Genomic DNA, 25,805 nt, shown 5'->3' with positions numbered 1-25,805 from the left:
GCTCTTTGAGTCGGAAACCCTTTGTAGCAACAGTACGCCACCTCATTCAAGCCAGTTGTAACGCGCCCGTACACCACTTTCGAGCATAGCTCTCGCGAATTCCGGGTTGCTATCCAAGATGTTCATAAACTCCATCAGGCAATAAAAGACGCCGAAACAAAGGCCGAGGAAGGCGCAGAAAAAGCGGAGATGAAGCTGACACTCTGGCCAGTCAGCCTCACTGATTTTCTCAGCCACAAGCTGTCGCAACATCTGGAGATGCAGACATACGTATTGGATCCGGAAAAGCTGGTTGACCCTGTTAATGGTCATGCGAAGCCACAGGAGCTTGCAGAGGACACTCTTCCGCTCGACCCAGACCCACTCCACGGGCTCATTCGCGTGAATGAGATCAATGCTCAACGTGGCTTGGGTGAGACGGACGGCGCAGACATTGACCCCGAAGCGGCCAAGGACCATGACACTCAAAAACTTTCAGACCAACTGCGCACGTATTACACGAAGCACCTTGATCCGTTTCAGACACCAGGCGTTGCCGACCTTGCCGCGCTTCAGGCTATCGAAACAGCCCAAAAAGCCTTTGATAAGCGACTGCACGCGAGCTTCGCCGATGCCTTCACAGAAGTGGAGGGAATGGGTTACCCGGGAGTATCGGACCCAAAGTTAAAGATCACTTCCAAGCTCAAGACGGTTGATGGCCTAGATCACGATGCCGCACTCTCATTCGAGATTAAGATGGTCAGCAAGGCTGGAGCGACAGTGCCGATTCTGAGGTTGCCGGAAAGCTACAACGGTCTCGGCTACCAGAATTTGATCTCCATGATCTTCCGGCTTATGAGTTTTCGCGACGCATGGATGCGTGTCGGAAAAGCGAGCAAAATCGGAACCGAATCGAAGTTTGAACCTATTCATCTGGTTCTGGTTGAAGAGCCGGAAGCCCATCTACACGCCCAGGTGCAGCAGGTTTTCATCAATAAGGCATATAAGGTGCTCAGGGACCATGGCCACCTTGGCGAGAACCCAGATCTACAGACTCAGCTCATTGTCAGCACACACTCAAGCCATGTGGCGCACGAAGCTAAATTCGCGTGTCTAAGGTATTTTCGCCGCTTGCCAGCAGGAATGGGGGGGGCAACAGTTCCGATTTCCACGGTCGTCAATCTGTCTGACGTGTTTGGGGAAGGGACCGAGACAGAGCGGTTCGTGACTAGATATCTGCGTGCTCAGCATAGCGACCTTTTCTTTGCCGATGCTGCAATCCTCGTTGAAGGCCCAGCGGAAAAGATGCTCGTTCCCAACTTTATTCGGGAGCATCATGAGTTTTTGACACAGTGCTACATCACTCTCCTTGAAATCAACGGTAGCCACGCGCATCGACTAAAGCCTCTCATCAACGCGCTAGGCCTCCTCACGCTGGTAGTCACTGATCTGGATGCGGTTGAGGTGGAAGGCACAAAGGTCACGGCCGCGCCAGTAAAGCGCGGTGCGAGTCAACGGACCCACAACAATGTTTTGAAGACTTGGGTCCCCAAGATCGATAGCGTCGACGACCTCCTGGTGGCAACGACCGAGCAGAAGACTCTCGAAGGTGACCAATTATTTGCGGTACGTGTGGCCTATCAGCTTCCTATCACCGTACAAAAAAATGACGGAGAAGTTGAAGAAGAGGCACTACCCAGTACATTCGAGGATGCGCTAGTCTTTGAGAACGCTGATTTCTTCTCGCAATTAAATGGCCATGGGCTAGTCAAAAAGTTCAAAGATGCCCTTAATAATTCTAAGGTTACGTCAGATATTACAGCTGCGGATGCTATGTTTGTCGCGCTGCGGAGCGGCAATAAGGCAGAGTTCGCTCTGGACGTGTTACTAAGCGAAGAGTTCAAGACACTCAAATGCCCAGACTACATTGCTGAAGGCCTCATCTGGCTTGAGGAACGTCTAAAGAAAAAGCAGGTTGACGTGCTTCCCAGCATTGAAGACGGAGTAATGGCGGAATGAGCGATCCAGACGCAATAGATAACAGTACAATGGATGCGGGTGTCGAGGAAGAGATACACGCGTGCCTTGATCTTGCACAACCCCGTAGCTTCTTCCTCTATGCTGGAGCGGGGTCTGGCAAAACTAGATCGCTCGTAAATGCCCTCAAAGAAGTTCAAACTAGCTCACGAAAACAACTAGTTCTTGCTGGGCGCGGCGTAGCAGTCATCACCTATACCAACAACGCTTGCGAGGAGATCAAGCAGCGCCTCGACTTTGATCCGCTAGTTGAAGTCTCCACAATCCATTCCTTGGCATGGTCGTTAATCGGTGGTTATCACGCGGATATCCGTAAGTGGCTTCGAGAGAACATCAAGCAAAAACTAATTGAACTGGAAGCAGCTGCGGCAAAGGGCAGGCTGGGAACCAAGGCTGCAGAGGATCGTCAACGCTCAATCGCAATCGGTAAAAAACGCCTCGGCCGCCTCGATTCAATCAAACGCTTTGTTTACAGCCCTACAGGTGATAACCGCACTCGGGACTCTCTCAATCACAGCGAAGTCATCGGTATAGCTGCCGATTTCCTAAAAGGAAAGCCACTTCTCCAGAACATTCTGGTAAGCAAGTATCCAATCATCTTCATCGACGAAAGCCAGGATACTAACAAGAACCTGATGGATGCATTCCTGGCGATCCAGCAAGCTCAAAAGGATCGCTTCTGTTTGGGACTCTTCGGGGATACCATGCAGCGCATTTATGCGGATGGAAAAGTAGGACTAGAGAAAGCCATTCCAGCCGACTGGGCAACTCCGGTCAAGAAGTTGAATTATCGCTGCCCCCATCGCATCATTCAGCTCATTAATCGAGTCCGCTCAGCTGCTGATGGACAAATGCAGCAGGGACCCAAAGACAGTGTACAGGGTTTTGTGAGGTTTTTCATTCTCCCCAACAACATGGCGGACGTGGCTGATGTAGAAGAGCAGTTCGCCACTAAGATGGCGGAGGTAACTGGAGACTCTGGCTGGTTGAAGGGTGAATTTAAGACGCTCATTCTCGAACATCATATGGCCGCTCGCCGTTTGGGATTCGATGCGATGTTCACACCCCTCTATGCAATTGAACGGCTCAGGACATCGCTGCTGGACGGTTCGCTCTCCAGCCTTCGCCTTTTCTCTGAAGAAGTCTTACCCGTAGTTGAGGCATTTAGAAGTGACAACGCCTTTCGTGTTGCAGAGATCACCCGAAAACATTCCCCACTCCTGCGTCCGGAAGCGCTTTCTGCGGCCGGATCAAACCAACTGATCCAGATTCAAAAGACAAAAGCGGCCGTGGTAGAACTTGCAAAGCTGTGGAACAACGATGCTCATCCATCCTTCCAGCTGGTGCTAGACACACTCGCAGCGACGAAGTTGTTTGTCATTCCTGACGCACTCGCGATCTTTCTTTCGCAAGCGGATATGGATGAAACCGGAGATCAGCGGGCAGAGGACAAGGCAGTCGATGATAAGGAAGAGGACGAGACAAGTAAGATTGACATCGAGTTGGAGGGGTGGCGGGAATTTCTTGCCACACCCTTTGATCAGATCAAGGCATACGCAGACTACGTCGCAGGGAAATCCCCCTTCGGTACGCACCAAGGCGTGAAGGGTCTCGAATTTCAGAGGGTTAAAGTCGTAGTCAGCGACGAGGAAGCGCGTGGTTTCACATTCAGCTATGAAAAATTATTCGGTGCAAAAGCCAAAAGTGCCTCAGACATTAGAAACGAAGAGTCAGGTGACGAGACCACGATTGATCGTACGCGCCGCCTCTTTTATGTGACATGCAGTCGAGCTATGGAAAGCCTTGCGATTGTGGCCTATTCCGAAAAACCGGACGCAGTTCGAAATAGTGTCGTAGGTGAGGGATGGTTCACTGCCGAAGAGGTTGAGGTTCTCACAGACTAAACATATTGGAGGGCTGCTTTGCGGCTATGTTTTTTTGCTTAAATGACTAAATAGTGCCTGACAGAAAGAGGCTGATTTTTGAAAATCAGCCTCTTTCTGTCAGGCACTAACTAAACATTATTGGGGTTAAACACCTATTAAATACACTGAAGACCACCTACTCCGCTATCAAAACCGTACACGCCGCAGCAGGCTGCGCGTCTGGAATAAAACATCTGCCTGCGTCACAAATGGAATCTCCTCTTCGCCCAGATCATCCATCGGAGCGGGGTTTCCACCGCCCCCGCCAGATTTACCGGAGTGGCCATCATTATTCAGGCTCGGTATAGATCGGGCGCGGGTCACACGGCGCACAGATCCAATAGGGAACACTGGCGCGGAGCGTGCCGGTCGTACCAATCCGTAAGGCGCGGATTCAACCAGATCCTTTCTGTCCGCTCTCGATCAATATCTTCTCCAGCTTGCCCTGATCGGTTCGCGTGACAGGAGTGGGCGACATCCACAAAGGACCATCCTTGCCCGGATTCCAAATGATCCGAATATAAATCACTGGGATAGCCGGAGATCGCGACATAGGCATCACATGCTGAGAGCACCTGAAGCAGGTTTTCATGATCCTGGTCACTCATCTCATCGGCATATTGCCCGTCTCTGCGGGTGGCCTGGAGATAAGGCGGGTCACAGTAGATGACGGCGGATGGGGTATCAAATCTCCGGACAACCGCAATGGCATCATCGTTCTCAATCAGCGCGTACCGCAGCCGATCCCGAACCAATCGCAATTCCGAATCGATGACTGCGGCCATGGACCGAGCCTTATTGTCAAAAACCTTGGCGAAGGCCCACGCTGGATTTTTGCGGGTGGATTCGGCCGCGAATGCGGATCTGGCAATATAGAAAAACCGCGCAGCACGCTCTATCTCTGGCAGCTGGGCTGGGTCCTGAATGGCCCGCCACTCATAAAACAGTTGGCGCGAGTAGGGGGTGTTCTGCAAGTATCGGATCAGTTCGTCTGTGCGGTCACGGAGCACACGAAAGAAGGTCACGATCTCGCCGTTTGCATCATTGATGACCTCAATGCCGGATGGACGACGGGCAAAAAACACCGCTCCGCCACCAAAGAAGGGCTCGACGTAGGTCAGTTCCCGTGCCGGCTCGGGAAGCCGGGCAAGAATCTGGTCAGCAAGTTTCCCCTTTCCGCCCAGCCAGGGAAATGGCGGATGTACTCTCATACGGAGGCCACCTGCAGTGCAGCCAACACTTCACGTTCACCATTCTCCCCACGAAGGTATGCCTTGCATGTGTCGAAAAGGGAGACCACTTCACAGCCGTCGGCCCTGCCAACACGCAGGACCTGCTTGCGAATATCGGTCAACCCTCGATTGCCCAGCAGTTCACGCAGCGATGCTGCTTCAAGGCTGATTTCATCGGTTTTCTTCAGCACCTGAAGAAGGCCGAGAATGGCACGGTATTCCCTTGCCTCGGCCAGGTAAGGTATGAGCTGCTTTGCAGCGATTTGCTGGTTACCCACCTGAATCAGAAGGTCCAGGAACTCCCGCTGGTCGGCGGGCATCTCATAACTATCGTCTTCCTCTTCCAGGTCAATACCTCCGACTGCGATGGACACCTGCTCCTCCAGCGAAAGTCGCTCGCTACTGCCTCGTGCCTCATGGTCTCCCCTTTCTTCCAGCGCATATTCCAGGCGAACCTCTGTTCGCACTCCATGAAGCGTGGCTTCCATTCTTTCCAGCTCCCGCATTTTCGTCTGCCGCTTTTCTCCGGAGAGACTCTTGAGCTCCGATCGCCTCTGCCGGATGACTCTTTCCAGCGATGCTTTGGAGAACGTCGGTTCGTGTGGCAATGCAGATTCCGCATCAAGGCGCTTTCGATAAATAAAATCTTCCATGGCATCACGGGAGGCAAACCGGGTATGCACGTCAACGAATGTCGCGATATTGGGGTGCGGCACCTTTGCCAGGTCGTGCTTCTCCGTAAAGTGTTGCAATGCCTTGGTGGCCGCAGAGACGGCGAGGTCGTGATGATCGTCGCGATGATCTGGTATAGACCATTCAGCCATCCTTATTTTGGATTCGATGATCGCGGCTCCGCGCCGAATGGCTTCAGAGACGATCTGGTTCATCACGTGATTTTGGCGGGGGGTCAACTGGATGCTTTGCGACCAGCGCATCAGGCGGATGGCAATCTGAGCGCTGCAATCGTATCCCTTCGGAGCAAAATCACTCGCACGCAGGTCTTCCAGGAACTGCTTTGGCTCTGAAAAGAATGGGCCGAGGTCAATCAGGTAGGATGTCATGTTCCCGGTTGTGCTTCGGGCGCAGCCAGAACGGATAGGATGAGGGTTCAGCATCGGGTGGCCTTCTGAGAGACGAGCTATCAGCAGACGCTGCTGCTCATGATTTCTGTTCATAGTTCACCCCGCAGGCAGGCTGCCGTATCGGATTTGTACTCCCTCCCCCGACGATGGCTCTGCCAGTCAAAGAGCAGCAGCCCGCCATTCTGGCACAGCCGGTCGAAGGCGGCCGGACCCAGGTATTTCTCCACACCGCCAATGCTCTCGTTGGACAGGATGAGGGTCGGCTTCAGATCGCGGTATCGGTGATCAATGACCTCGAAGAGATGCACCCGCTCTCCATCGCTGCCGAAGGTTTTCCCGACCTCGTCGATGATGAGCAGGCCCACTTCCGCAAACCCGCGGATGACCTCCAGCTCCGTGCTGTTGCCAATTCCCCGCTGCCAGGTCTGGCGGATCCGGGCAATGATGTCGTAGGCAGTGACTTGGAGCACGCTGTGCCCTTTGGCCAGCACAACGTGGGCGATGGCAGACGCCAGGTGGTTTTTGCCCGTGCCGGGATTCCCGCAGATGACGAGACAGGATCCCTTGCGGGCGTGCTCCTCGAAATAATCTGCGTAGTCCCGGCAGACATTGAGGGCCGTCTGCTGACCCGGGACATCGACCACGTAGTTGTCGAAGCCGCAGTCAACGTAGCGCTTTGGGATGGCCGCACTCTCCATGAGCCGGCGGGAGGCCTGCTCCGCCGCGCACACCGGACAGACTGGCGACATGTAGCGGATGGCATCCCGCTCATCCACCATGGAGATCGGATAGCGGCCATGGCGCGCGCACTCGCGGTACTGGGGATGCCGGTCGGGCAGGATCGCCACGTTATTGGGATCGAACCCCCATCGGGCAAGGAGATCCCTGGCAGCATCGCCCGTGTGAACTAATGGCTGATGTTTATTCTCGGACTTCTTCGGTATTGCCATGGCGGCTCTCCTACAGGGCAATGAAATGAGATTCGGCAACGGCGACGGGCGGCAGGAGAGAGCGGTTGGGCGGACCATCTGTTTGCTTGTTCTTTGCTCCTTTCACTGAAGATCTCCCAGGATCTTTCAGCATCGCGGCGATGTAGCCGACATGAATGCCGCTGCCTTTTTTCTCCAGGGCGATTTCCGCCGCAGCCAGGATGTGCTCGTCGGAATGACGGGCGCACATCTCCTGCACAACAACCATGTGTGGGGCCGCACGGACGCCAAGCCCCCGTAGTTTCTTGCACAACGTGCCTTCGCGGGTTGCTGTCGGCAGTGGAGAGGGCTCTGGTGGTGGCGTTTCCTGAAACGTTTCACCCGCCGTTTCTGAAACGTTATTAACGTTTCTTCTCTCTCTCTTTTCTCTCTCTCTTTCTTTTCTGTGAAACGTTTCAGCCGTTTCAGGAAACGTTTCGGTGAAACGGTCTTGAAACGTTTCAGCCGTTTCATCGGCTTGGGTAGAGTAGTGTGCTTCCTCAGTTCTGTTAGACTGAGCGTTTTCCTGCCTGGCCCTCTGTGCCGCCCGCCAGCGACGAAGGCGCTCACGATCCTTGGCGCGTGGGTCCGAAGGGCTTGATGTCGGCTGTTGGGTCTTGTTGCCCCAGGCATCCAGTACCATTTCGGCAAGCACGGGATGGTACAGGCGGCCATCGGAGCAAAGGGAGAAACCATGCAGCGCAATAGTCCTGACTTTCATCCACCGCCGGGGTGAGCCTCGATATCCAGCGAGGCACGCCAGGATCTTGTCATCGTTGGGAAGGCTACCAGCAGGTACTTGCCGCATGGATTCGGTCCATAGCTTTACAGCTGCGCCGAACTCCTCATTGCTGGCCAGGTGGATGAAGTCGCTGGAATGAAGTCGGCTCAAATCCAGCTTCATCCAGCAATATGAACGCAGATCGATGTCTGCTGGTACTGGTGGGGGCGGAAGCGCTGAACAATCCAGTTTTTGTGCATCACTCGGCATGGTCTCTTCCAGCCTTCCCAGCCCTACGAATAGGCGCCAGGAATGATAGCGCGGCTGGAAACGCAATCCGGGTGCCCCCGTTTCCTGGCAAAGAAGTGGTTTCTGGTGGAGCGTTCATACAGCCCCCTGGTCTCTGATCCCGCCCAAGGGGCCGAAGATGTCGGGGCGGAGTTCGGCACGGGTGACAGCGCCGGCGGTGGCGCGCTCGATGCGAATCGCGCTCTCAGGCGAGATGTTGCGACGCCCCGTTTTCCATTGAGAAATAAGCGATGGCGTGACGCCAAGCGCCTGTGCAAGTGCGCTGTTTCCAAATTCATCAAGGTAGGAGATCAGGTTCATGCCAAATAAATTAGCTATGGCTAAGCATGTTGTCAACAGCTACAGCTCATCGTATGACCGATTAGCGTCAGCTAGCATCGTCGCTATGGAAACAGTAAAGAACCTACCCGAGATATACGAAAAGCGGCGGGCTACGCTTGCCCGCATGGTGGAAGATGAAAAACTGCGTGGGGGCAAGCGTGGTGCCCACCGCCGTGTTGCTGAGCTTCTAAAGATGGACCCTTCTCACCTATCCCAAGTAATCCTCGGGAATAGGAAGTGTGGAGAGGAGTTGTCGATCAAGATTGGATCCGTCTTGCAGTCCCCAGAATGGTGGGCCCTTCAATCAACGGAAAACCTTAATCTTCGTGGGCCGAGACCCTTCGACCAAAATGTAGTGCCCGTAGAGGAACCCATACGCACTGTCCCCCTTATCAGCAGCGTGGCGGCTGGGCGCTTGACTGAGGTCACCGATCCATACGCTCTTGGAGCGTGCGAGAAGGAGATCGCAGTGTTAGCTGAGGTATCCAGATTTGCTTTTGCACTAAGGATCACCGGCAACTCCATGGTGCCCGAATATGCGGATGGGGATATCGTCATCATCGACCCTCAAGCATCCCCACAACCTGGAGATTGCGTGGTGGCAAAGAATCACGAGCATGAGGCGACGTTCAAAAAGTTTCGACCACGAGGCCGCAATGAGCAGGGTGTTGAATACTTCGAACTTGTGCCACTCAATCCCGACTACCCAACATTGCGATCAGATGTAGAGCATTTGCGCATCATTGGTACTGAGGTGCAGCACAACAGGATTAAGAGGCCAAGGAAAAACTGAGCATCTTTGTTGCCGCAGTCAGGCATGGGCCACAGCCCCTCAAGCCCCGTAAGCGTTAGGCACGCCGGGATTGCGTTGACTCAAAATGATTAGCTGCAGATATTGATTAAGTTGTTAGCTTTGGCTAATCTTAATCCATCGAAGTCGCCCACCCGGCGCGGCATCATGGAGACTAACAGCCATGCAAAGAGCCATGCTCAATGGTGAGCCAACCAGGCAGGGGTTCCGCCCCAATGCGGACGGGGTTGCTCCGCAGCACCTAATCCCTCTCAGATTCTCTCAGAATCACGCAACGGTTTCCGTCGCCTACCGCGACGGCGCTGTACTGACCTTCATCTTCGATCGCTCCACAACCATTGTGGACCTGATGACCATGGTCTCCCGCGCCGGCACGGTGCGGAAGGTGGTGCTGTGATGGATCGCACCCTCCTGTTCATAACCACAGAGAAGGACCCGGAGCAACGGAGCCATTCTGAGTTGCTGCTTTGCCAGATACTCTTGTGTGCGACGAGAGGGTCCTTTCTGTTTCGGGAGCCGGGCCGCGTCGGGATAGCCGCGCGTGGTGATACCCCCTCACGGTGGTGCTCTGTTCTGCTCTGGGACGAGGTACCATCATGATCTCGACCGCAAAGGACGCCTCGCGTCTTGGCATGCTCATCCGGCCCAACGGCACCCGGCTGCTGCCCATAACCGGGCTTCAATCCGAAGGGAAAATTTCAGTAACAGGCGTTTACGTGGAGTTCGAGACGACCATTGGTGCCGCCATCGCTTTCGGATACTCTCTGGAAGATGCTACGCCAGCGCTTTCCGAAGCCTGGGATAACGCTGCGGCAAGGCGTCAGGCACAGCCCCCGCTGGCAATCCATTTTGGGAGCTGATCCATGGGCGCCCTACCCCTAAAAGAACCCTCTCGCCGGATCACGCGCTATCACCGCGGGAACTTCCGCGTGGCAGACTGGATTTTGGAATCATGGCTACTTTTCTAACGCCGGAAGATCTATATAGCCTCACAGGACTGAAGACCAAGCCTGGGCAGGTCAGATGGCTATGTGACCATGGTTACAGGCATGAAGTGGCGGCAACCGGGCGACCAGTGGTACTTTGGGCAGAGGTCGAACGTCATCTCGTTGGATCAGGGGCAATGCCCAGACGTAATGTGCCGAGACTGGATGTTCTGAAGCAGGAGCAACGACGACATGGGACGGCATAGATCGTCACACCATAATCTTCCACCAAGGATGCACCAGAAAGGCAAGGTGTACTATTACGTCACGCTCGTCGCCGGAAAGCGCCAGTGGACCAGGCTCGCAGACAATTATCCTGAGGCTGTTGCCAAGTGGGCCGAGATGGAAGGACACAATGCCTCTGGCTCCACAGTGGGACAGGCCATAGATCGCTATATCGGTACGGAGCTATCCAAGCTCGCAGAGTCCACCAGAAAGGAATACATCCGTCAATCCGCGCTGCTGCGCTCCGTGTTTGGACACATGCAGATCGTCGAGGTGAGGGGTATGGATATCGCCGCATACCTTGATCAGCATCCATCACCGGTTGCAGCCAATCGCGAGATGGCCCTTCTTTCGACGGTATTCTCCTTCGCTATTCGATGGGGCTGGTGTGAACACAATCCAACCAAAGGTGTCAGGCGAAACAAGGAGAAACCTCGGGACCGCTACATCACTGACGAAGAGTTCGACCTTATCAGGTCACATGCTGATAGCCAGTGGCAGTGCATCATTGATATCGCCTACCTCACCGCCATGCGGCGCGGTGACATCATGAGACTTCGACTTTCGGATATCAACGGTGACTCTCTGCTCATCAGCCAGAGCAAGACTGGAAAAAAGATGGCCTTCATCATTAGCCCTGCATTGGAGGAAGTGATTTCACGTTCCAAGAGCTTGCGCCGCAGGGTAGGGTCGCTCTACTTCTTTTGTACACGCGACGGGCAACCCTATAGTGTCAGTGGTTGGAACAGCGCCTGGCGGCGTATCGTGGCCAAAGTTGGCGTGGAGGATATTCACTTTCATGACATACGAGCAAAGGCGCTTACCGACGCCAAGCGGGTCTCTGGAAGAGACTACGCGCAAGCCTTGGCTGGCCATGCCAGCGGCGATATGACCGAGGCATATATCAGAGCCAGAGAAGCGGAGCGAATCACCCCACTGAGCAGGATTGTAGAAAAAGGGGATGATTGTAGAAAAATGAATCAGGATAAAACGTCCTAACCCATTGATTAATTGGTCGGGGCGAGAGGATTTGAACCTCCGACCACCTGAACCCCATTCAGGTGCGCTACCAGGCTGCGCTACGCCCCGCAAGAGCCGCTACTCTAATGCTTCGCTGGCGTCGGGTCAATGCTTGCCGGCACATATTTTTATCAATTCGGATAACTCAGTCCGCAGGTAGGTCAGACGGTTGCCCGTGCCCCTGTTCAGGCCGGAGGCATTATCCTCCATTTCGAATTCCAGTTGTGCTGCTGAGACCGGATGTCCGTGACTGGATTCGTTGCGCAGCCCCTGAAGTCGTTCACGAGCGCCGTGGATGGTGTAACCTTCTCCATATAGAAGCTCACGAATCTGTCGCGCCAATAGTAAGTCGTGGCGCTGGTAATAACGGCGATTACCTTTTCTTTTCAGCGGACTGAGTAGCGGGAATTCCTGCTCCCAATAGCGCAGTACATGGGCCTTTACCCCACAAAGCAGAGACGCCTCGCTAATGGAGAAATACCGTTTTTCAGGAATTTCTGGTAGCGCGACGAGCTCTTTGCCAGCTTTACCCTTAGCCGTTATCTGGTTCGCTACCATTGACGTAGGCTTTGAGCTTCTGGCTCGGATGGAAAGTCACCACCCGCCGTGCGGTGATGGTAATTTCCACGCCGGTTTTGGGATTACGTCCTGGGCGGGGGTTTTTATCGCGCAGGGTGAAATTACCAAAGCCGGAGAGTTTCACTTCTTCGCCCTGGGCCAGGTTTTCGCGAATATGATCAAACATGGCTTCCACAACGCCTTTGGCTTCACGCTTGTTCAAGCCCATGGTTTCAAACAACATATCAACAATTTCTGCTTTCGTGACGGCCACTTTCTTGTCTCCCTATGCCCTGAGTTCTATGGAGCCGATTTGCTTCACTGCTGTAAGCATTCGCTCCAATTCCATTTGTACATCAGCCTCAGTCAGCGTACGCTCACGATCCTGCAAAATGAGCGCAAATGCCAAACTGTAGGTCCCTGCTGGCAGGGATTCCCCCTGATAGCGATCAAAAATACGAATTTCCTGCACCACCGCACTGGCAGCTTGCTGCATTGCGGCCAGAACAGCTCCTGCCTCAATGTTATCGGGTATGACCAACGCCATATCCCGGCGCAAGGCAGGATAGGGTGACAACGCCGTAAAATGTCGCCCTTTCTGCAGATGTTCCAGCATCTCTATGTCTAGATAGAAGAAAAAGGCCGATTTGTCCAGGTCATAGCGCGCTGCAAGGGTCGGATGCAGAGCCCCGAGCATCCCGATTCTGCAGCCTTCAACCAGAATTTCTGCGGCCTGTCCGGGATGCAGCGCATGCTCAGTGGACAAAGTCTGGAACTCAAAATGGGTTTGTGGCCATAACGCCAGAATGGCGGCTACATCCCCTTTAAGATCAAAAAAATCCACATCCCGGGCCGTTTGCGCCCAGTTTTCCCGATCTGCGGCGCCCCAGATACAACCTGCCAGGATCATGCTCTGCCGATCTGCCGAAAATATCCGCCCCATTTCAAAAAGACGAATACGATCCTGCTGACGCTTCGCATTAAATTGCAAGGTCTGCAGCAAACCCGGCCAGAGGCTGGCACGCATCACCGCCAGGTCTGCTGACAAGGGGTTCAGCAAGGCGGGTGCATCCGCATTCGGCTGGAAATCATCCTGAGCTTCCTGGCTGATAAAACTGTAGGTAATGACTTCGTGATAATCGCGGGCCTGCAAAATATGACGCAACTGCTGAGATGATGATTGATTATCGGGCACCGCCTGCAAGAGGCCACGAGGGCGATGGGCTGGCAGATGGTCATAACCGTAAATTCTTCCCACCTCTTCAATCAGATCTGCCTCAATCCGCAGATCAAAACGGTGGCTGGGGGCAGTAGCCTGCCAACCATCCTGCACCGGACGGATCTGCAGACCCAAACGCGTCAGCAACTGCTCAACAACGGCCGCCGCGTAGGGCATTCCCATCACCCGCTCAAGACGTTTCTGCCGCAATGAAATTTCGACGGAAGCTGGCAACTGGCCCTTCAGGGTAAATGAATGGGAGGCTCGCAACTGCACGGTGGCCAGTTCCATCATTTGCGCGAGTACGCCTCTGGCTACCTGCGGAGCCAGATTAAAATCCACACCCCGCTCATAGCGCATGGCGGCATCGGTTTGCAAACCCAGTCGACGTGCGCGGCCCTGAATGGCCTTGGGTTGAAAAAACGCCGCTTCCAGAATAATGGAACGGGTTTGCGCGGTCACACTGCTACGGCGTCCGCCAATAATACCCGCGAGTGCCACTGGTCCCTGCGCGTCGGCAATGACCAGCATATCCGGCTCCAGGTTCAGATCGCGGCCATCCAGCGCATCAAGGACTTCTCCGGTCCTGGCCCAGCGTACACACAGTCCACCCTGAATCGTATCAGCATCAAAAGCGTGCAAAGGCTGACCGGTATCAAACATCCAGAGGTTCAGCAAATCCACCATCGGGTGGATGCTGCGCTGGCCGGCCCGGCGCAAACGCTCGCGCAAAAAATCCGGTAAGCGATTTGGTACGCCGTCAATCCACAATGCGGTATAACTGGGACAAGCCGTTCTGGCTTCAGCCTCTATTGAGACAGAGTAATCACCCTGCACGGGTTCTTGGGTGGAGTCCTGCTGAGACCATTCGTGGTCTTGTGTGACAGCCCGGGGGTCATGCAGTTGCTGCGCCCCAAGGGCATACAGATCGCGCGCCACGCCCTTGATGGACAAGGCATCACCGCGATTAGGGGTAATACCCAAAGTCAGAATTTCATCATCCAAATGCAGGTAGGTCCGCAGATCCGCACCTACGGGAGCCTCTGCATCCAGAATCAACAATCCGCTACTGCCATCCTCCAGACCCAGCTCACCAGCCGCACAAAGCATGCCCTCCGAACGCGCCCCGCGCAGTTCCGAAATGGCTATTTTTTTATTACCCGGCAACTCCGCTCCCGGCAAAGCCAGGGGTACCCGCTGCCCTTCAGCCAGATTTGCAGCGCCACAGACAATCGTCCGCAGGGTACCGTCACCAGCATCTACCTGAGCGATTCGCAGCTTGTCGGCTTCCGGATGCGCTGCCACGCTTTGTACTGCCGCAACGACCACAGAATGGAAAGGCGGAGCAGCGGGCTCCATCGCTTCTACTTCAATACCGCCCATGGTCAGGCGACGGGCGATTTCTTCCGTATTCCAGGAAAAATCCAACCAATCACGAAGCCACTGAATACTGATACGCATAACCTTCGCTCCTCAGGAAAACTGCTTGAGGAAGCGCAGATCGTTCTCAAAAAAGAGACGCAAATCATTGACCCCATAACGCAGCATGGTCAGTCTTTCGATGCCCATGCCAAAAGCAAAGCCGCCGAATATTTCGCCATCTACTCCGGCACCAGTCAGTACTGCCGGATGCACCATGCCGCAGCCCAGCACTTCCAGCCAGCCGGTTTGCTTGCAAACCCGACAACCTGAACCACCGCAGATGACACAGCCTACATCCACTTCTGCAGAAGGCTCCGTAAAGGGGAAATAGGAAGGACGAAAGCGCACCGGCAAATCCGGTTTGGCAAAAAAATTCTGAAGAAAATCTTCCAGCAGGCCACGCAAATCAGCAAAACTGGCTTCTTCATCAAGAAGTAGCCCTTCCACCTGATGAAACATCGGGGTATGGGTAATATCAGAATCCCGCCGATATACGCGTCCCGTTGCAATCATCCGCAAAGGCGGCTGATGGTTTTCGAGAAAGCGGATTTGTACCGGAGAGGTATGCGTACGCAACACCCGATTCTGGTCAAAGTAGAATGTATCGTGCATGGCCCGCGCTGGATGATCTTCGGGAATATTCAGCGCTTCAAAATTATGATAATCGTCTTCTATTTCGGGACCATCACTAATTTCAAAACCCAAACCGGAAAAATATTGCTCTATCCATTCGAGGGTCTGACGGATGGGATGACTACTCCCCAACGCAACGCGCCTTCCGGGTAGGGTAACATCTATCCGCTCAGCCTCCAGGCGGGCTTGAATCCGTGCAGCTTCCAGTACGGTCCGGCGGGATTGCAGCAGATTCTGCACTTCCTCCTTGCGCACATTCAGTAATTGTCCGGCTTCACGACGCGCTTCTGGAGATAATTGTCCGAGTTGCTGCATGGCCTGGGTCAACAGACCCTTTTTCCCCAACCAGTGCAGACGGATTTGTTCCAGCGCGGCAAGATCCGCAGCGGCCGCAATATCACGCGCGGCCTCTGCAAGGGAAGCTATGGAAGATAGCGACATATCCACAGCCTCCGTCACAATTAAGCGGCCAGCTGGCCCTTAGCCACCTCAACCAGACGGGTAAACGCCGGCTTGTCGCGCACCGCAATATCCGCAAGGACCTTGCGGTCCAGCTGAATACCCGCACGCAGCAAACCATTCATGAAACGGCTGTAGCTCAAACCTTCTGAACGTGCTGCGGCATTGATGCGCACAATCCAGAGGCTGCGGAAGTCCCGCTTCTTGGTACGACGATCGCGGTATTCATAAGTCAGGGCCTTCATCACCGCCTGATGGGCGATGCGGAAGTTGCTTTTGCGTTGACCACGGAAGCCCTTGGCGCGCGCCAGGACTTTTTTATGACGGGCGTGGGCGGTTACGCCACGTTTTACTCTAGGCATAGTACGATTCCTCTGTCATCAAGCGTAGGGAAGCATGCGCCGCAAGGCAGCCTGATCGCTTCCCGAAGTCACCAAGGTGTGGCGCAGATGACGCTTCCGCTTGGTCGTTTTTTTGGTCAGGATGTGGTTCAAAAACGCCTGACGATGCTTAAACTTGCCGGATCCGGTGCGCTTGAAACGCTTGGCCGCTCCGCGATTGCTCTTCATTTTTGGCACGATGCTCTCCTATTTTTTCCTTGGGGCGACAATCATCACCATTTGCCGTCCTTCCATGCGTGGCCGTTGTTCAACCACCCCGACTTCTGCTAAATCCTTTTCTACCCGGTTGAGCAGTTCCATGCCCAGTTCCGGGTGAGACATCTCACGACCACGAAAGCGCAGGGTGATTTTGGCCCGGTCTCCATCATCAATAAAACGCATGATATTACGGAGCTTGATCTGGTAATCGGCATCATCCGTACGCGGACGGAATTTGATTTCCTTTACCTGGGTCTGCTTTTGCCGACGCTTCGCTTCATGCTGACGTTTGCTTTCCTGAAAGCGAAACTTGCCGTAATCCATGATCCTGCAAACCGGTGGTTCGGCCTGTGGGGCAATTTCCACCAGATCCAGGTCGGCTTCTTCAGCGGCCGACAAGGCTTCCATAAAGGAAACCACACCCATTTGTTCACCTTCCACCCCTATCAGCCGGACCCGCGCTGCGGTAATTTCCCGGTTGATATTGACCTCTTTCTCCGTCGCGATCGCCTTATCCTCCTCGCTAGCCTTGCCACTCCAGGGTATTCTGCCGCTCCTGATGCATTTTCTGCAGAGCGGTGCCCAGCGCAGCAATGCTATGGGAACCCAAGTCCTGACCGTTCCGATCCCTGATCGCCACGGTTCCCGCTTCCTGCTCGCGTTCTCCGACGACCAGCATATAGGGCACCCGGCGCAGGGTGTGGGCGCGTATCTTATAACCTATCTTCTCGTTTCTCAAGTCCGTTTCGACACGGAGGCCGATTTTGCTCAATACTGCCGTGACAGATTCCGCATATTCGACAAAATGCTCACTGATCGGAAGTACCGCAACCTGCACGGGTGACAGCCACAATGGGAATTTTCCTTCGTAATGTTCGATGAGCACGCCAAAAAAGCGCTCCACAGAACCAAATATGGCGCGATGCACCATAATGGGCACCTGCCGCGAACCATCTTCGGCCACATACTCCATCCCGAAACGTTCGGGCAAGTTGAAATCGAGCTGGATGGTGCTGCACTGCCATTTACGGCCAATGGCATCCTGAATTTTCAGATCGATTTTCGGGCCGTAAAAAGCTCCGCCCCCTTCATCCACCTGATATTCCAGGCCCGCACGATCCAAAGCGGTCCGCAAAGCCTCGGTAGCTGTTTCCCAGATGGCATCACTACCCACGGAGTGCTCTGGCCGGGTGGAAAGGTTGATTTCGTAGCGGTCAAAACCAAAGGTACCGAGAATTTTCTGAACCAGCGTCAGCACTTCGCCAATTTCCACCGCAATCTGATCAGGGCGGCAGAACACATGGGCGTCATCCTGGGTAAAGCCGCGCACCCGCATCAAACCATGTAGTGCTCCAGACATTTCATGACGGTATACCGTCCCCAGTTCCGCCCAACGCAGGGGCAAATCCCGATAGGAACGCAACTTGTCTTTATAAATCAGAATATGAAAAGGACAGTTCATGGGCTTAAGCTGATACGGCTGGCCCTCGTCCTGCATGGGATCAAACATGGATTCCGCGTAGAAATCCTTGTGTCCAGAAGTGTGCCACAACTGTTCATGGGCAATATGCGGAGTAAACAGTAATTCATAGCCCCCATCCACGTGGGCACTGCGCCAGAAGTCCTCAATGACCCGCCGGATCCGGGCACCCATGGGATGCCAGAAAACCAATCCACCCCCGGCATCTTCCTGAATGGAGAACAAATCCAGTTCGGTGCCAATACGGCGATGATCGCGCTTTTCAGCTTCAGCCAGCTGCTGCAAATAGGCGTCCAGATCTTTCTGGCTCGCCCAGGCCGTTCCATAAATACGCTGCAACATGGGGTTGCGGGAGTCTCCACGCCAGTAGGCTCCGGCAACCCGCTGCAACTTGAAAGCACCCAGTGATCCGGTAAAGGGCACATGAGGACCCCGGCAGAGATCTACGAAATCACCCTGGCGGTACAAACTCAATGCTTCACTGGCCGGAATATCACGGATAATCTGGACCTTATAGTCTTCACCCATGCTCTCGAAAAGATCAATGGCGGCATCACGAGACAATACTTCGCGCTGGACGGCAAGATTCTGTTTCACCAGTTCGCGCATCCGGTTTTCAATGGTGGCAAGATCTTCCACCGTAAAGCTGCGTGCACTGGCAAAATCATAATAAAAGCCGTTTTCAATTACCGGGCCGATAGTCACCTGAACATCCGGAAACAGCGACTGTACCGCCTGCGCCAGCAAATGCGCGGTCGAGTGGCGAATTACTTCCAGACCTTCGGGACTGTCCTTGGTGATAATGGCTACTGCCACATTCTCATCCAGCACCGTGGAGAGATCCTTGAGGGTACCATCGACGCGCATGGCTACTGCTGCCTTGGCGAGTCCGCTGCCGATAGTGCGCGCCAGTTCCAGCCCGGTGAGGGGTTCAGGGAACTGTCGATGACTACCGTCTGGCAACTGAATGTCTGGCATATGTCCCCTCCAAAGAAAAAGCACCAGAGAGATTCCTCCCTCTGGTGCGGGATTTGGTAGGCACGGGCGGTTTCGAACCGCCGACCTCTACCGTGTCAAGGTAGCGCTCTCCCCCTGAGCTACGCGCCTGCAGCCCGCAAATGTACCCATTACGCAGGCTCCGGTCAAGATCTACGCAACATGGGCAGCACGTTAAAGCGCCAGATGAAACCCGGTATGGCAAAAACGGCAAACATGCACAGGGCAATCACATAAAATTCCCACCCCTGGGCATGCAGGCTACCATCCAGACTGTTTTCAACAGCCATGCCGATCAGCCCCACAATGAAGTACATCACCAACCACTCCAGCAGATACCACTGCAGAGCCTTGCCTCCCGCAACCGGGCGTATAAAAAACAGGCGATTGCTCAGCCAGGGCAAATTGGCTGCCACAAAAGCCAGTAATATATAAAGTAGTTCCCAATTATGCATATCCATCAAATCACTCCCTGCATGGCATAAAAACAGAAGGCCATCAGCGGTCCGGGGACAATCCCCAGAACCAGCAAGGCCAGACTGTTGATACTGAGGGTAGCACTGGCAAGATCATCGCGCACGATCGGCCCGCCTTCCGGTTCAGGGGCATCAAAATACATGACTTTAACGACCCGCAAATAATAGAAAGCGCCAATTACTGCCAGCAATACGCCGATTACCGCCAACCACACATATCCCGCTGCAATGACGGCCTGGAACACCGCCAGCTTGGCATAAAAGCCCACCGTCGGTGGAACACCCGCCATGGAAAACATGATGATGAGCATCAAAAAAGCATACCAGGGTTTGCGCTGCGATAATCCCTTGAAATCATCAATGCGATCCGCCTCAAAACCCGCCCGGGTGAGGAGCAGAATCATCCCGAAACCGGCCAGAGACATCAGCACATAAACAATGGTGTAGAAAAATGCGCTGGCAAAGCCAGCTTCTGTCCCCGCAACTATGCCCAGGGAAAGAAAACCCACATGCCCTACGGTTGAGTAGGCCAGCATCCGTTTCAGATTCTGTTGGGCAATGGCAATCAGGTTGCCTACCAGCAGAGACACCAATGTCAGGGCAATAAATATCTGCTGCCAGGATTCCAGCATGCCGTACCCACCATCTACCAACAGGCGAATAATCAGGGCAAAGGCGCCGATTTTAGGTGCCGAAGCCAGAAAGGTCGTTACCACCGTGGGTGCGCCCTGATAGACATCCGGCAACCACATGTGAAAGGGGGCTGCGCCGAGCTTGAAAGCAATACCCGCCACGATAAAGACCAGGGCAAATACCAGAATCAGATTACTGCTGGTAACATTCACCAGTGCTGCAGCAATATGGCGAACCTCCAGGGTTCCTGTCAGTCCGTAGAGCAGCGACATACCGTAAAGCAGCAAACCCGAAGCCAGGGCGCCCAGAACAAAATATTTCAGCCCGGCTTCGGTTGCGACCAGACTGTCGCGATTGAAGGCAACCAGCGCATATTGACTCAGCGCCAAAAGCTCCAGCCCCAGATAGATGCTCAACAGGTTGGCGCCCGAGACCATCACCATGACACCCAGGAGGGCAAAAAGCAGCAACACATAGATTTCGCCCCGGTATATGCCACGATCCATCAGATAGCGTCGCGAATAGAGCACCACCATCAATACGGCCAGATAGCTGAACAATTCGGCCACATTGGTAAACGGATCCAGCACCAGCAAACCGGCGAAAGTCGTACCACTTTGTCCCAATTCAAAAAAGGTCAGCACTGCTGCACCCAGCAGCGTCAGTACGGTCAGCACCGGAGCCACGTCCCGCAGTCGTTCGCCCAGGTACAAATCCGCCAGCAACACCACGCAGGCCATGATCAACACCCAGATTTCCGGTATCGCAAAAGTCCAATGCAGCAGAAAAGCATTCATAGGCAGTGTCCTTCTACGCCGGAATTTTCGAAACAGCTATCTGCGCCACCAGATGCTGTACCGAGGTATGTACGATATCAAGGAAAGGTGCGGGCCATACGCCCAAGAGCAGGGTGAACGCCGCCAGAGTCCCAAGCACCAGCATTTCGCGGGCATCGAGATCTTTCAGGGCTGCCACCTCGGGGTGCACAATTCCACCAAAAATAGCGCGTTTGAACAGCCACAAAGTGTAGCTGGCTCCGGTAACCAGACCGGTAGCGGCAAGAATCGCGTACCACGGATTCACCTGATACGTGCCGAGTACCACCATGAACTCACCCACAAAACCGGAAGTCCCCGGCAACCCCACATTGCCCATGGCGAATAACATCATCAACGCCGCAAATATCGGCATGACGTTGGCGACCCCTCCATAGGCTTTGATATTCCGGGTATGCATACGGTCATAGAGCACGCCGATGCAGAGGAACATGGCGGCACTGATAAAGCCGTGAGAGAGCATCTGAATAATACTGCCTTCAATGGCCACACTATCAAACACAAAAAAGCCCAGCGTCACAAAGCCCATGTGGGCAATGGAGGAGTACGCCACCAGTTTTTTCATGTCTTCCTGAACAATAGCCACCAGCGCCACATAAATAATGGCGATCAGGGAAAGCAGAATCATCAGCCAGGCGAGTTTGTGGCTGGCATCCGGAACAATGGGCAGACTCAGGCGCAGAAAACCGTAAGCCCCCATCTTCAGCATGATAGCTGCCAGTACCACCGATCCGGCGGTAGGCGCCTCCACGTGGGCATCCGGTAACCAGGTATGCACTGGCCACATCGGAATTTTTACCGCAAACGCCACAAAAAAAGCAATAAATATGAGAATCTGCGCTGTCATTCCCAGGGGGGTATGCTGATAAACCAGCAAGTCGAAACTGTTGCCGCTGTGAAAATACAGGTACAACAAAGCCACCAGCATCAACACGGAACCCAGGAAGGTATATAGAAAAAACTTGATGGTGGCATACACCCGTCGTGGTCCACCCCAGACGCCGATAATCAGGAACATCGGAATCAGCATGGCTTCCCAGAATACATAAAAGAGAATGGCATCAAGGGCGCAGAACACGCCGATCATCATGCCTTCCATAATCAGGAAAGCCGCCATGAATTGGGCAACCCGGGTCTGGACATTACGCCAGGAGCTGATGACCACCAGTACGGTCAAAAAGCTGGTCAGCAATATAAACCACAGGGATATACCATCCACACCGAGGTGATAATAAATATTCAGGGAAGGAATCCACGCAACCCGCTCACTGAATTGCATGGCCGCAGTGTGCGTATCAAAACCCGTATAGAGGGGGATGGTAACGGCAAAGGCCAGCAAGGACACGATCAGGGCCAACCAACGCGCCAGCGCCGCACGGTGATCTCCAACGGCTAAAACCAGCAGGCCGCCGACGATGGGTATCCAGATAGAATAGCTGAGGAGCGAAGCGTTCATCAGTGCTTACCCCTTCCAGATCACAAAATATGTCATGAATAAAATCAACCCGATAATCATGGCGAAAGCATAATGATAAATGTATCCCGTTTGCACTTTACGCCAGGACAACGCCAACTTGCCGATGCCGAAAGCGGTGCCATTGACCATCAGGCCGTCAATCAGTTTTTCGTCACCAACATGCCAGAACAACCGTCCAAACTGAATCACTCCGCGTACCAGAACCGTATTATTAAAAGCATCAAAACCGTATTTGCTTTCCAGCAGCCACACTGCCGGACTGAGGATGCGGCTGAGCCATTCGGGTAAACCCGTATTCCAGGCATAAAAGTAGGCAGCACAGACAATACCCGCCACGGCCAACCAAAAGGGCCAGGCTTCCAGACCATGCAAAAGAAACACAGCAGCGCCCTGCCAATGCGCGGCAATTTCACCGATGGTGTTGAACTGCGGAGCAATAACCAGCGAAGAATCGAGAAAATGCCCCAAGCCTACCGGACCGATGTACGCCCAACCGGCATATACCGCAGGAATAGCCAAGGCAATGAGTGGCACCGTAATCACCCAGGGTGACTCATGCAGATGGTCCCGGGTGTAGGGGTCCATGCGGGGTGTACCGTGGAACACCATGAAAAACATACGGAAAGTATAAAGAGCTGTGACGAAGGCCCCCGCAACCAGCATGAACTCGGCCCAGCCAGCTCCCGGCAGGGTGGAGAGGCCCACGGCTTCGATAATCAGATCCTTGCTGAAAAACCCGGCAAAGGGCGGGATACCTGACAGCGCGAGGCCGCCTATCAGAAAGGTGATGTAAGTGATGGGCATGGCCTTGCGCAAGCCGCCCATTTTACGGATGTCCTGCTCATTGGCCATGGCATGAATCACCGAGCCCGCCGCCAGGAACAGCAACGCTTTGAAAAAAGCATGGGTCATGAGGTGAAAAATAGCCGCTGAAAAGGCCGAAGCCCCCAGTGCAGCCGTCATGTATCCCAACTGGGAAAGGGTCGAGTAGGCAATAATGCGCTTGATGTCATTTTGCACCAGGCCGATCAGCCCCATGAACAAGGCGGTAATAGAGCCAATCAACAAAATGACGGTCAACGCCGTGGCCGACTGTTCATAAATGGGCGACATCCGGGCCACCATGAAAATCCCGGCAGTGACCATGGTCGCGGCGTGAATCAGCGCCGAAATGGGAGTTGGACCTTCCATGGATTCCGGGAGCCAGACATGCAGCGGTACCTGGGCTGATTTGCCCATGGCACCAATAAACAGCAGCAAGGCAATCCAGGTCAGTACATTCCAGGGATGTCCGGGAAAAATTTCTACGGTCTGGCCGACCAGATGGGGCACCATGGCAAATACCGTGCGGTAATCAAGACTGCCGCAGTAATGATAAATAGCCGCAATACCAATCAGAAAACCGAAATCGCCGACCCGATTGACAATAAATGCCTTCAGGGCGGCGACATTGGCGCTTTCGCGCTGGAACCAGAAACCGATGAGCAGATAGGAAACCAGACCCACCGCTTCCCAGCCAAAAAACAACTGCAGAAAATTGTTGCTCATCACCAGCATGATCATGCTGAAAGTGAACAGGGAAATATAACTGAAAAAGCGGGCATAACCAGGGTCACCATGCAAGTAGCCTATGGTATATAAATGCACACAAAGCGACACAAAGGTAACCACCACCAGCATCAGCGCGGTCAGGCTGTCCACATCAAATCCGATGGGGACTTGCAGATGGCCGAGCACAGCCCATATATAGATATTGCCGTAAAAATCGACACCATGCAGGGTCTGAAACAGTACCGCCAGGGCCAGATAAAAAGAGACCGCGACCCCCGCTAAGGGCGCCCAGTGCGCTTGTTCCTGCAGCTTCCAGCCGCCAAAACCAGCCACCAGAGAACCAGCCAGCGGTGCCAACGGAATAATCAGGTACACAAGGAGAGGTGGAAAGGTATTCAACCAGTCAAAAACCCACATATCAGCCTCTCAACTCGTCAATATCTTCTACGTTGATACTCCGGCGGTTCCGGAAGTAAACCACCAGAATGGCCAGACCAATGGCCGCTTCAGCAGCAGCTACCGTCAGGATGAAAAACACAAAAACCTGCCCTTCGAGATTCCCCAGATAGCGGGAAAATGCCACCAGATTGATATTCACTGCCAGCAGCAGTAATTCAATGGCCATCAGCAAAATAATCACGTTTTTGCGGTTCAGGAAAATCCCCACCACACCGATGGAAAAAAGGATAGCCCCGAGTATCAGATAAGCGGCGAGCGTTGGTTGTCCACCCATCATCATTGTTCCGGCCCCCGCAAATTCACCAGGCTGATGCGGTCTTTGGCACGCACTGCCATTTGCGCATCAACACTCTGGGTTTTAGTGCCCTGGCGGCGCCGCAAGGTCAGGGCAATAGCCGCAATAATCGCAACCAGCAAAATCACCGCCGCAATTTCAAAGGGATATAAATAATGAGTGTAAAGCAATACGCCCAGGGCGCGGGTATTATCTGCATTGGCAGGAATAGGGCCGGGAGCAGGAATATGGCCCAACGGCGAAGTCCAGAAAACCACGGCCAGTTCCAGCACGCCCAGAATGGCAATGGCCAGCCCCAGCGGCAGGTAACTCAAAAACCCTTCCTTGAGACGGGTCAAATTAATATCCAGCATCATCACCACAAACAGGAAAAGCACCATGACCGCGCCCACATAAACCAGAATCAGGATCAGACCCAAAAATTCTGCGCCCAGCAAAATGAACAGGGCGGCGGCATTGAAAAACGCCGGCACCAGAAACAAAGACGCATAGACCGGATTTCTTGCCGTGATGACCGCTGTCGCAGAACCCAGCAATATCGCCGAAAAAAGGTAAAAAAGGATGGTGGTTATGATCATAATAATTATTTTCCTGTCAACGATATGCGCGGTCTGCTTCGCGATCCGCTGCCAATTCTGCTTCCAGGCGATCACCATTGGCGAGGAGCATATCCTTGGTATAAATCAGATCCCCACGAATTTCGCCGTGATAGGACAACACCCGACTTTCGACAATGGAATCCACCGGACAGGATTCTTCACAAAGACCACAAAAAATGCACTTGCTCAGATCAATGTCATAACGAGTGGTGCGCCGGGTTCCATCATTACGTTGTTCACTTTCAATGGTGATAGCCAATGCCGGACAGACGGCTTCACATAATTTACAGGCGATACAGCGTTCTTCACCGTTCTCATAACGGCGCAGGGCATGCAGCCCCCGAAAACGCGGAGACTGGGGCGTTTGTTCTTCGGGATACTGCACGGTGATTTTGCGGGCAAAAAAATACCGGCCGGTCAGCTGCATACCGCGCAGCATTTCCGTCAGGAAAAAAGTCTTGAACCACTGCTTCGGGCGAATTTGCATATTGTTCTCC

The 25,805-nt window shown here is 53.8% G+C and carries 27 protein-coding genes and 2 tRNA genes; 7 read left to right on the top strand and 22 right to left on the bottom strand.

What is annotated here, in order from left to right:
* Positions 1–189: 189 nt before the first annotated feature.
* The gene (locus GCD22_RS02985) at positions 190–1,998 is read left to right on the top strand and encodes an ATP-dependent nuclease (RefSeq protein WP_342353868.1); all 1,809 of its coding nucleotides are present in this window, start codon (positions 190–192) and stop codon (positions 1,996–1,998) included.
* Positions 1,995–3,920, top strand: coding sequence for a UvrD-helicase domain-containing protein (locus GCD22_RS02980; RefSeq protein ID WP_153940375.1), 1,926 nt, complete (start codon positions 1,995–1,997; stop codon positions 3,918–3,920). Before GCD22_RS02985 ends, GCD22_RS02980 begins: the two co-directional genes overlap by 4 nt.
* A gap of 341 nt (positions 3,921–4,261) precedes the next feature.
* On the opposite strand, the gene GCD22_RS02975 is transcribed toward GCD22_RS02980, so the two are convergent.
* From GCD22_RS02975 to GCD22_RS02955, 5 genes are all read right to left on the bottom strand, one after another.
* Positions 4,262–5,152, bottom strand: a complete 891-nt coding sequence (locus GCD22_RS02975; protein ID WP_153940374.1) for a DNA adenine methylase — start codon at positions 5,150–5,152, stop codon at positions 4,262–4,264.
* On the bottom strand, positions 5,149–6,348 hold the full coding sequence (locus tag GCD22_RS02970) for a hypothetical protein (protein WP_153940373.1): 1,200 nt from the start codon (positions 6,346–6,348) through the stop codon (positions 5,149–5,151). The genes GCD22_RS02975 and GCD22_RS02970 overlap by 4 nt, the downstream gene beginning before the upstream one ends.
* Positions 6,345–7,205, bottom strand: coding sequence for an ATP-binding protein (locus GCD22_RS02965; protein WP_244947562.1), 861 nt, complete (start codon positions 7,203–7,205; stop codon positions 6,345–6,347). The genes GCD22_RS02970 and GCD22_RS02965 overlap by 4 nt, the downstream gene beginning before the upstream one ends.
* A 10-nt stretch (positions 7,206–7,215) precedes the next feature.
* Complete coding sequence (locus tag GCD22_RS02960; RefSeq protein WP_244947561.1) at positions 7,216–8,214, bottom strand: DUF1376 domain-containing protein; 999 nt, start codon at positions 8,212–8,214, stop codon at positions 7,216–7,218.
* 114 nt (positions 8,215–8,328) lie between these two features.
* Positions 8,329–8,553, bottom strand: coding sequence for a transcriptional regulator (locus GCD22_RS02955; protein WP_153940371.1), 225 nt, complete (start codon positions 8,551–8,553; stop codon positions 8,329–8,331).
* On the opposite strand from GCD22_RS02955, the gene GCD22_RS02950 reads away from it, so the two are divergent.
* The 5 genes from GCD22_RS02950 to GCD22_RS02930 all read left to right on the top strand — a co-directional run bounded on the left by GCD22_RS02950 (position 8,552) and on the right by GCD22_RS02930 (position 11,595).
* Complete coding sequence (locus tag GCD22_RS02950; protein ID WP_211371683.1) at positions 8,552–9,367, top strand: LexA family protein; 816 nt, start codon at positions 8,552–8,554, stop codon at positions 9,365–9,367. The genes GCD22_RS02955 and GCD22_RS02950 overlap by 2 nt on opposite strands.
* Before the next feature lie 181 nt (positions 9,368–9,548).
* On the top strand, positions 9,549–9,782 hold the full coding sequence (locus tag GCD22_RS02945; RefSeq protein WP_031572472.1) for a hypothetical protein: 234 nt from the start codon (positions 9,549–9,551) through the stop codon (positions 9,780–9,782).
* Between the two features lie 199 nt (positions 9,783–9,981).
* Positions 9,982–10,245 (top strand): hypothetical protein, encoded by a 264-nt coding sequence (locus GCD22_RS02940; protein WP_153940370.1) that lies wholly within the window; start codon positions 9,982–9,984, stop codon positions 10,243–10,245.
* A 92-nt stretch (positions 10,246–10,337) separates the two neighbouring features.
* Positions 10,338–10,577 carry a DUF4224 domain-containing protein gene (locus GCD22_RS18885; RefSeq protein ID WP_153940369.1) on the top strand — a complete coding sequence of 80 codons (240 nt, stop codon included), beginning with the start codon at positions 10,338–10,340 and terminating at the stop codon, positions 10,575–10,577.
* A complete protein-coding gene (locus GCD22_RS02930; protein WP_153940368.1) occupies positions 10,564–11,595 on the top strand; it encodes a tyrosine-type recombinase/integrase in 1,032 nt (343 codons plus the stop codon). Before GCD22_RS18885 ends, GCD22_RS02930 begins: the two co-directional genes overlap by 14 nt.
* A 13-nt stretch (positions 11,596–11,608) precedes the next feature.
* On the opposite strand, the gene GCD22_RS02925 is transcribed toward GCD22_RS02930, so the two are convergent.
* The 17 genes from GCD22_RS02925 to nuoI form a co-directional block, all read right to left on the bottom strand.
* A tRNA-Pro gene (locus GCD22_RS02925) sits at positions 11,609–11,685 on the bottom strand.
* A 36-nt stretch (positions 11,686–11,721) separates the two neighbouring features.
* Positions 11,722–12,174 carry a MerR family transcriptional regulator gene (locus tag GCD22_RS02920; RefSeq protein ID WP_010641744.1) on the bottom strand — a complete coding sequence of 151 codons (453 nt, stop codon included), beginning with the start codon at positions 12,172–12,174 and terminating at the stop codon, positions 11,722–11,724.
* Positions 12,149–12,448: an integration host factor subunit alpha gene (locus GCD22_RS02915; protein WP_024893611.1), complete on the bottom strand. Its 300-nt coding sequence runs from the start codon at positions 12,446–12,448 to the stop codon at positions 12,149–12,151. Before GCD22_RS02915 ends, GCD22_RS02920 begins: the two co-directional genes overlap by 26 nt.
* A gap of 12 nt (positions 12,449–12,460) precedes the next feature.
* Complete coding sequence (gene pheT / locus GCD22_RS02910; RefSeq protein ID WP_031572476.1) at positions 12,461–14,854, bottom strand: phenylalanine--tRNA ligase subunit beta; 2,394 nt, start codon at positions 14,852–14,854, stop codon at positions 12,461–12,463.
* A gap of 12 nt (positions 14,855–14,866) precedes the next feature.
* Positions 14,867–15,889, bottom strand: a complete 1,023-nt coding sequence (gene pheS / locus GCD22_RS02905) for a phenylalanine--tRNA ligase subunit alpha (RefSeq protein WP_031572477.1) — start codon at positions 15,887–15,889, stop codon at positions 14,867–14,869.
* 20 nt (positions 15,890–15,909) lie between these two features.
* Positions 15,910–16,269 (bottom strand): 50S ribosomal protein L20, encoded by a 360-nt coding sequence (gene rplT, locus GCD22_RS02900; protein WP_010641740.1) that lies wholly within the window; start codon positions 16,267–16,269, stop codon positions 15,910–15,912.
* 18 nt (positions 16,270–16,287) lie between these two features.
* Positions 16,288–16,485: a 50S ribosomal protein L35 gene (rpmI, locus tag GCD22_RS02895; protein ID WP_010641739.1), complete on the bottom strand. Its 198-nt coding sequence runs from the start codon at positions 16,483–16,485 to the stop codon at positions 16,288–16,290.
* A 9-nt stretch (positions 16,486–16,494) separates the two neighbouring features.
* A complete protein-coding gene (gene infC, locus GCD22_RS02890) occupies positions 16,495–17,013 on the bottom strand; it encodes a translation initiation factor IF-3 (protein WP_075323539.1) in 519 nt (172 codons plus the stop codon).
* Between the two features lie 16 nt (positions 17,014–17,029).
* Positions 17,030–18,964: a threonine--tRNA ligase gene (gene thrS / locus GCD22_RS02885; RefSeq protein ID WP_081576810.1), complete on the bottom strand. Its 1,935-nt coding sequence runs from the start codon at positions 18,962–18,964 to the stop codon at positions 17,030–17,032.
* A gap of 54 nt (positions 18,965–19,018) precedes the next feature.
* Positions 19,019–19,093, bottom strand: a tRNA-Val gene (locus GCD22_RS02880).
* Between the two features lie 35 nt (positions 19,094–19,128).
* The gene (locus tag GCD22_RS02875) at positions 19,129–19,443 is read right to left on the bottom strand and encodes a DUF2818 family protein (protein ID WP_035210597.1); all 315 of its coding nucleotides are present in this window, start codon (positions 19,441–19,443) and stop codon (positions 19,129–19,131) included.
* Positions 19,443–20,888, bottom strand: coding sequence for an NADH-quinone oxidoreductase subunit NuoN (gene nuoN, locus GCD22_RS02870; protein WP_031572480.1), 1,446 nt, complete (start codon positions 20,886–20,888; stop codon positions 19,443–19,445). Before nuoN ends, GCD22_RS02875 begins: the two co-directional genes overlap by 1 nt.
* A 13-nt stretch (positions 20,889–20,901) precedes the next feature.
* Entirely contained in the window at positions 20,902–22,383 is a 1,482-nt protein-coding gene (locus tag GCD22_RS02865; protein WP_031572483.1) for an NADH-quinone oxidoreductase subunit M, read from the bottom strand.
* A gap of 6 nt (positions 22,384–22,389) precedes the next feature.
* Positions 22,390–24,372, bottom strand: a complete 1,983-nt coding sequence (gene nuoL / locus GCD22_RS02860) for an NADH-quinone oxidoreductase subunit L (protein WP_031572485.1) — start codon at positions 24,370–24,372, stop codon at positions 22,390–22,392.
* 1 nt (position 24,373) lies between these two features.
* Positions 24,374–24,691 (bottom strand): NADH-quinone oxidoreductase subunit NuoK, encoded by a 318-nt coding sequence (gene nuoK, locus GCD22_RS02855; protein WP_029316355.1) that lies wholly within the window; start codon positions 24,689–24,691, stop codon positions 24,374–24,376.
* Complete coding sequence (locus GCD22_RS02850) at positions 24,691–25,287, bottom strand: NADH-quinone oxidoreductase subunit J (RefSeq protein WP_031572487.1); 597 nt, start codon at positions 25,285–25,287, stop codon at positions 24,691–24,693. Before GCD22_RS02850 ends, nuoK begins: the two co-directional genes overlap by 1 nt.
* Before the next feature lie 16 nt (positions 25,288–25,303).
* On the bottom strand, positions 25,304–25,795 hold the full coding sequence (nuoI, locus tag GCD22_RS02845; RefSeq protein WP_010641710.1) for an NADH-quinone oxidoreductase subunit NuoI: 492 nt from the start codon (positions 25,793–25,795) through the stop codon (positions 25,304–25,306).
* Between the last annotated feature and the right edge of the window lie 10 nt (positions 25,796–25,805).

It is taken from the genome of Acidithiobacillus thiooxidans ATCC 19377, from assembly GCF_009662475.1.
Lineage (GTDB): Bacteria > Pseudomonadota > Gammaproteobacteria > Acidithiobacillales > Acidithiobacillaceae > Acidithiobacillus > Acidithiobacillus thiooxidans.
Note: the sequence above shows the minus strand (reverse complement) of the source record. Positions and strands in the feature narration are given on the sequence as shown.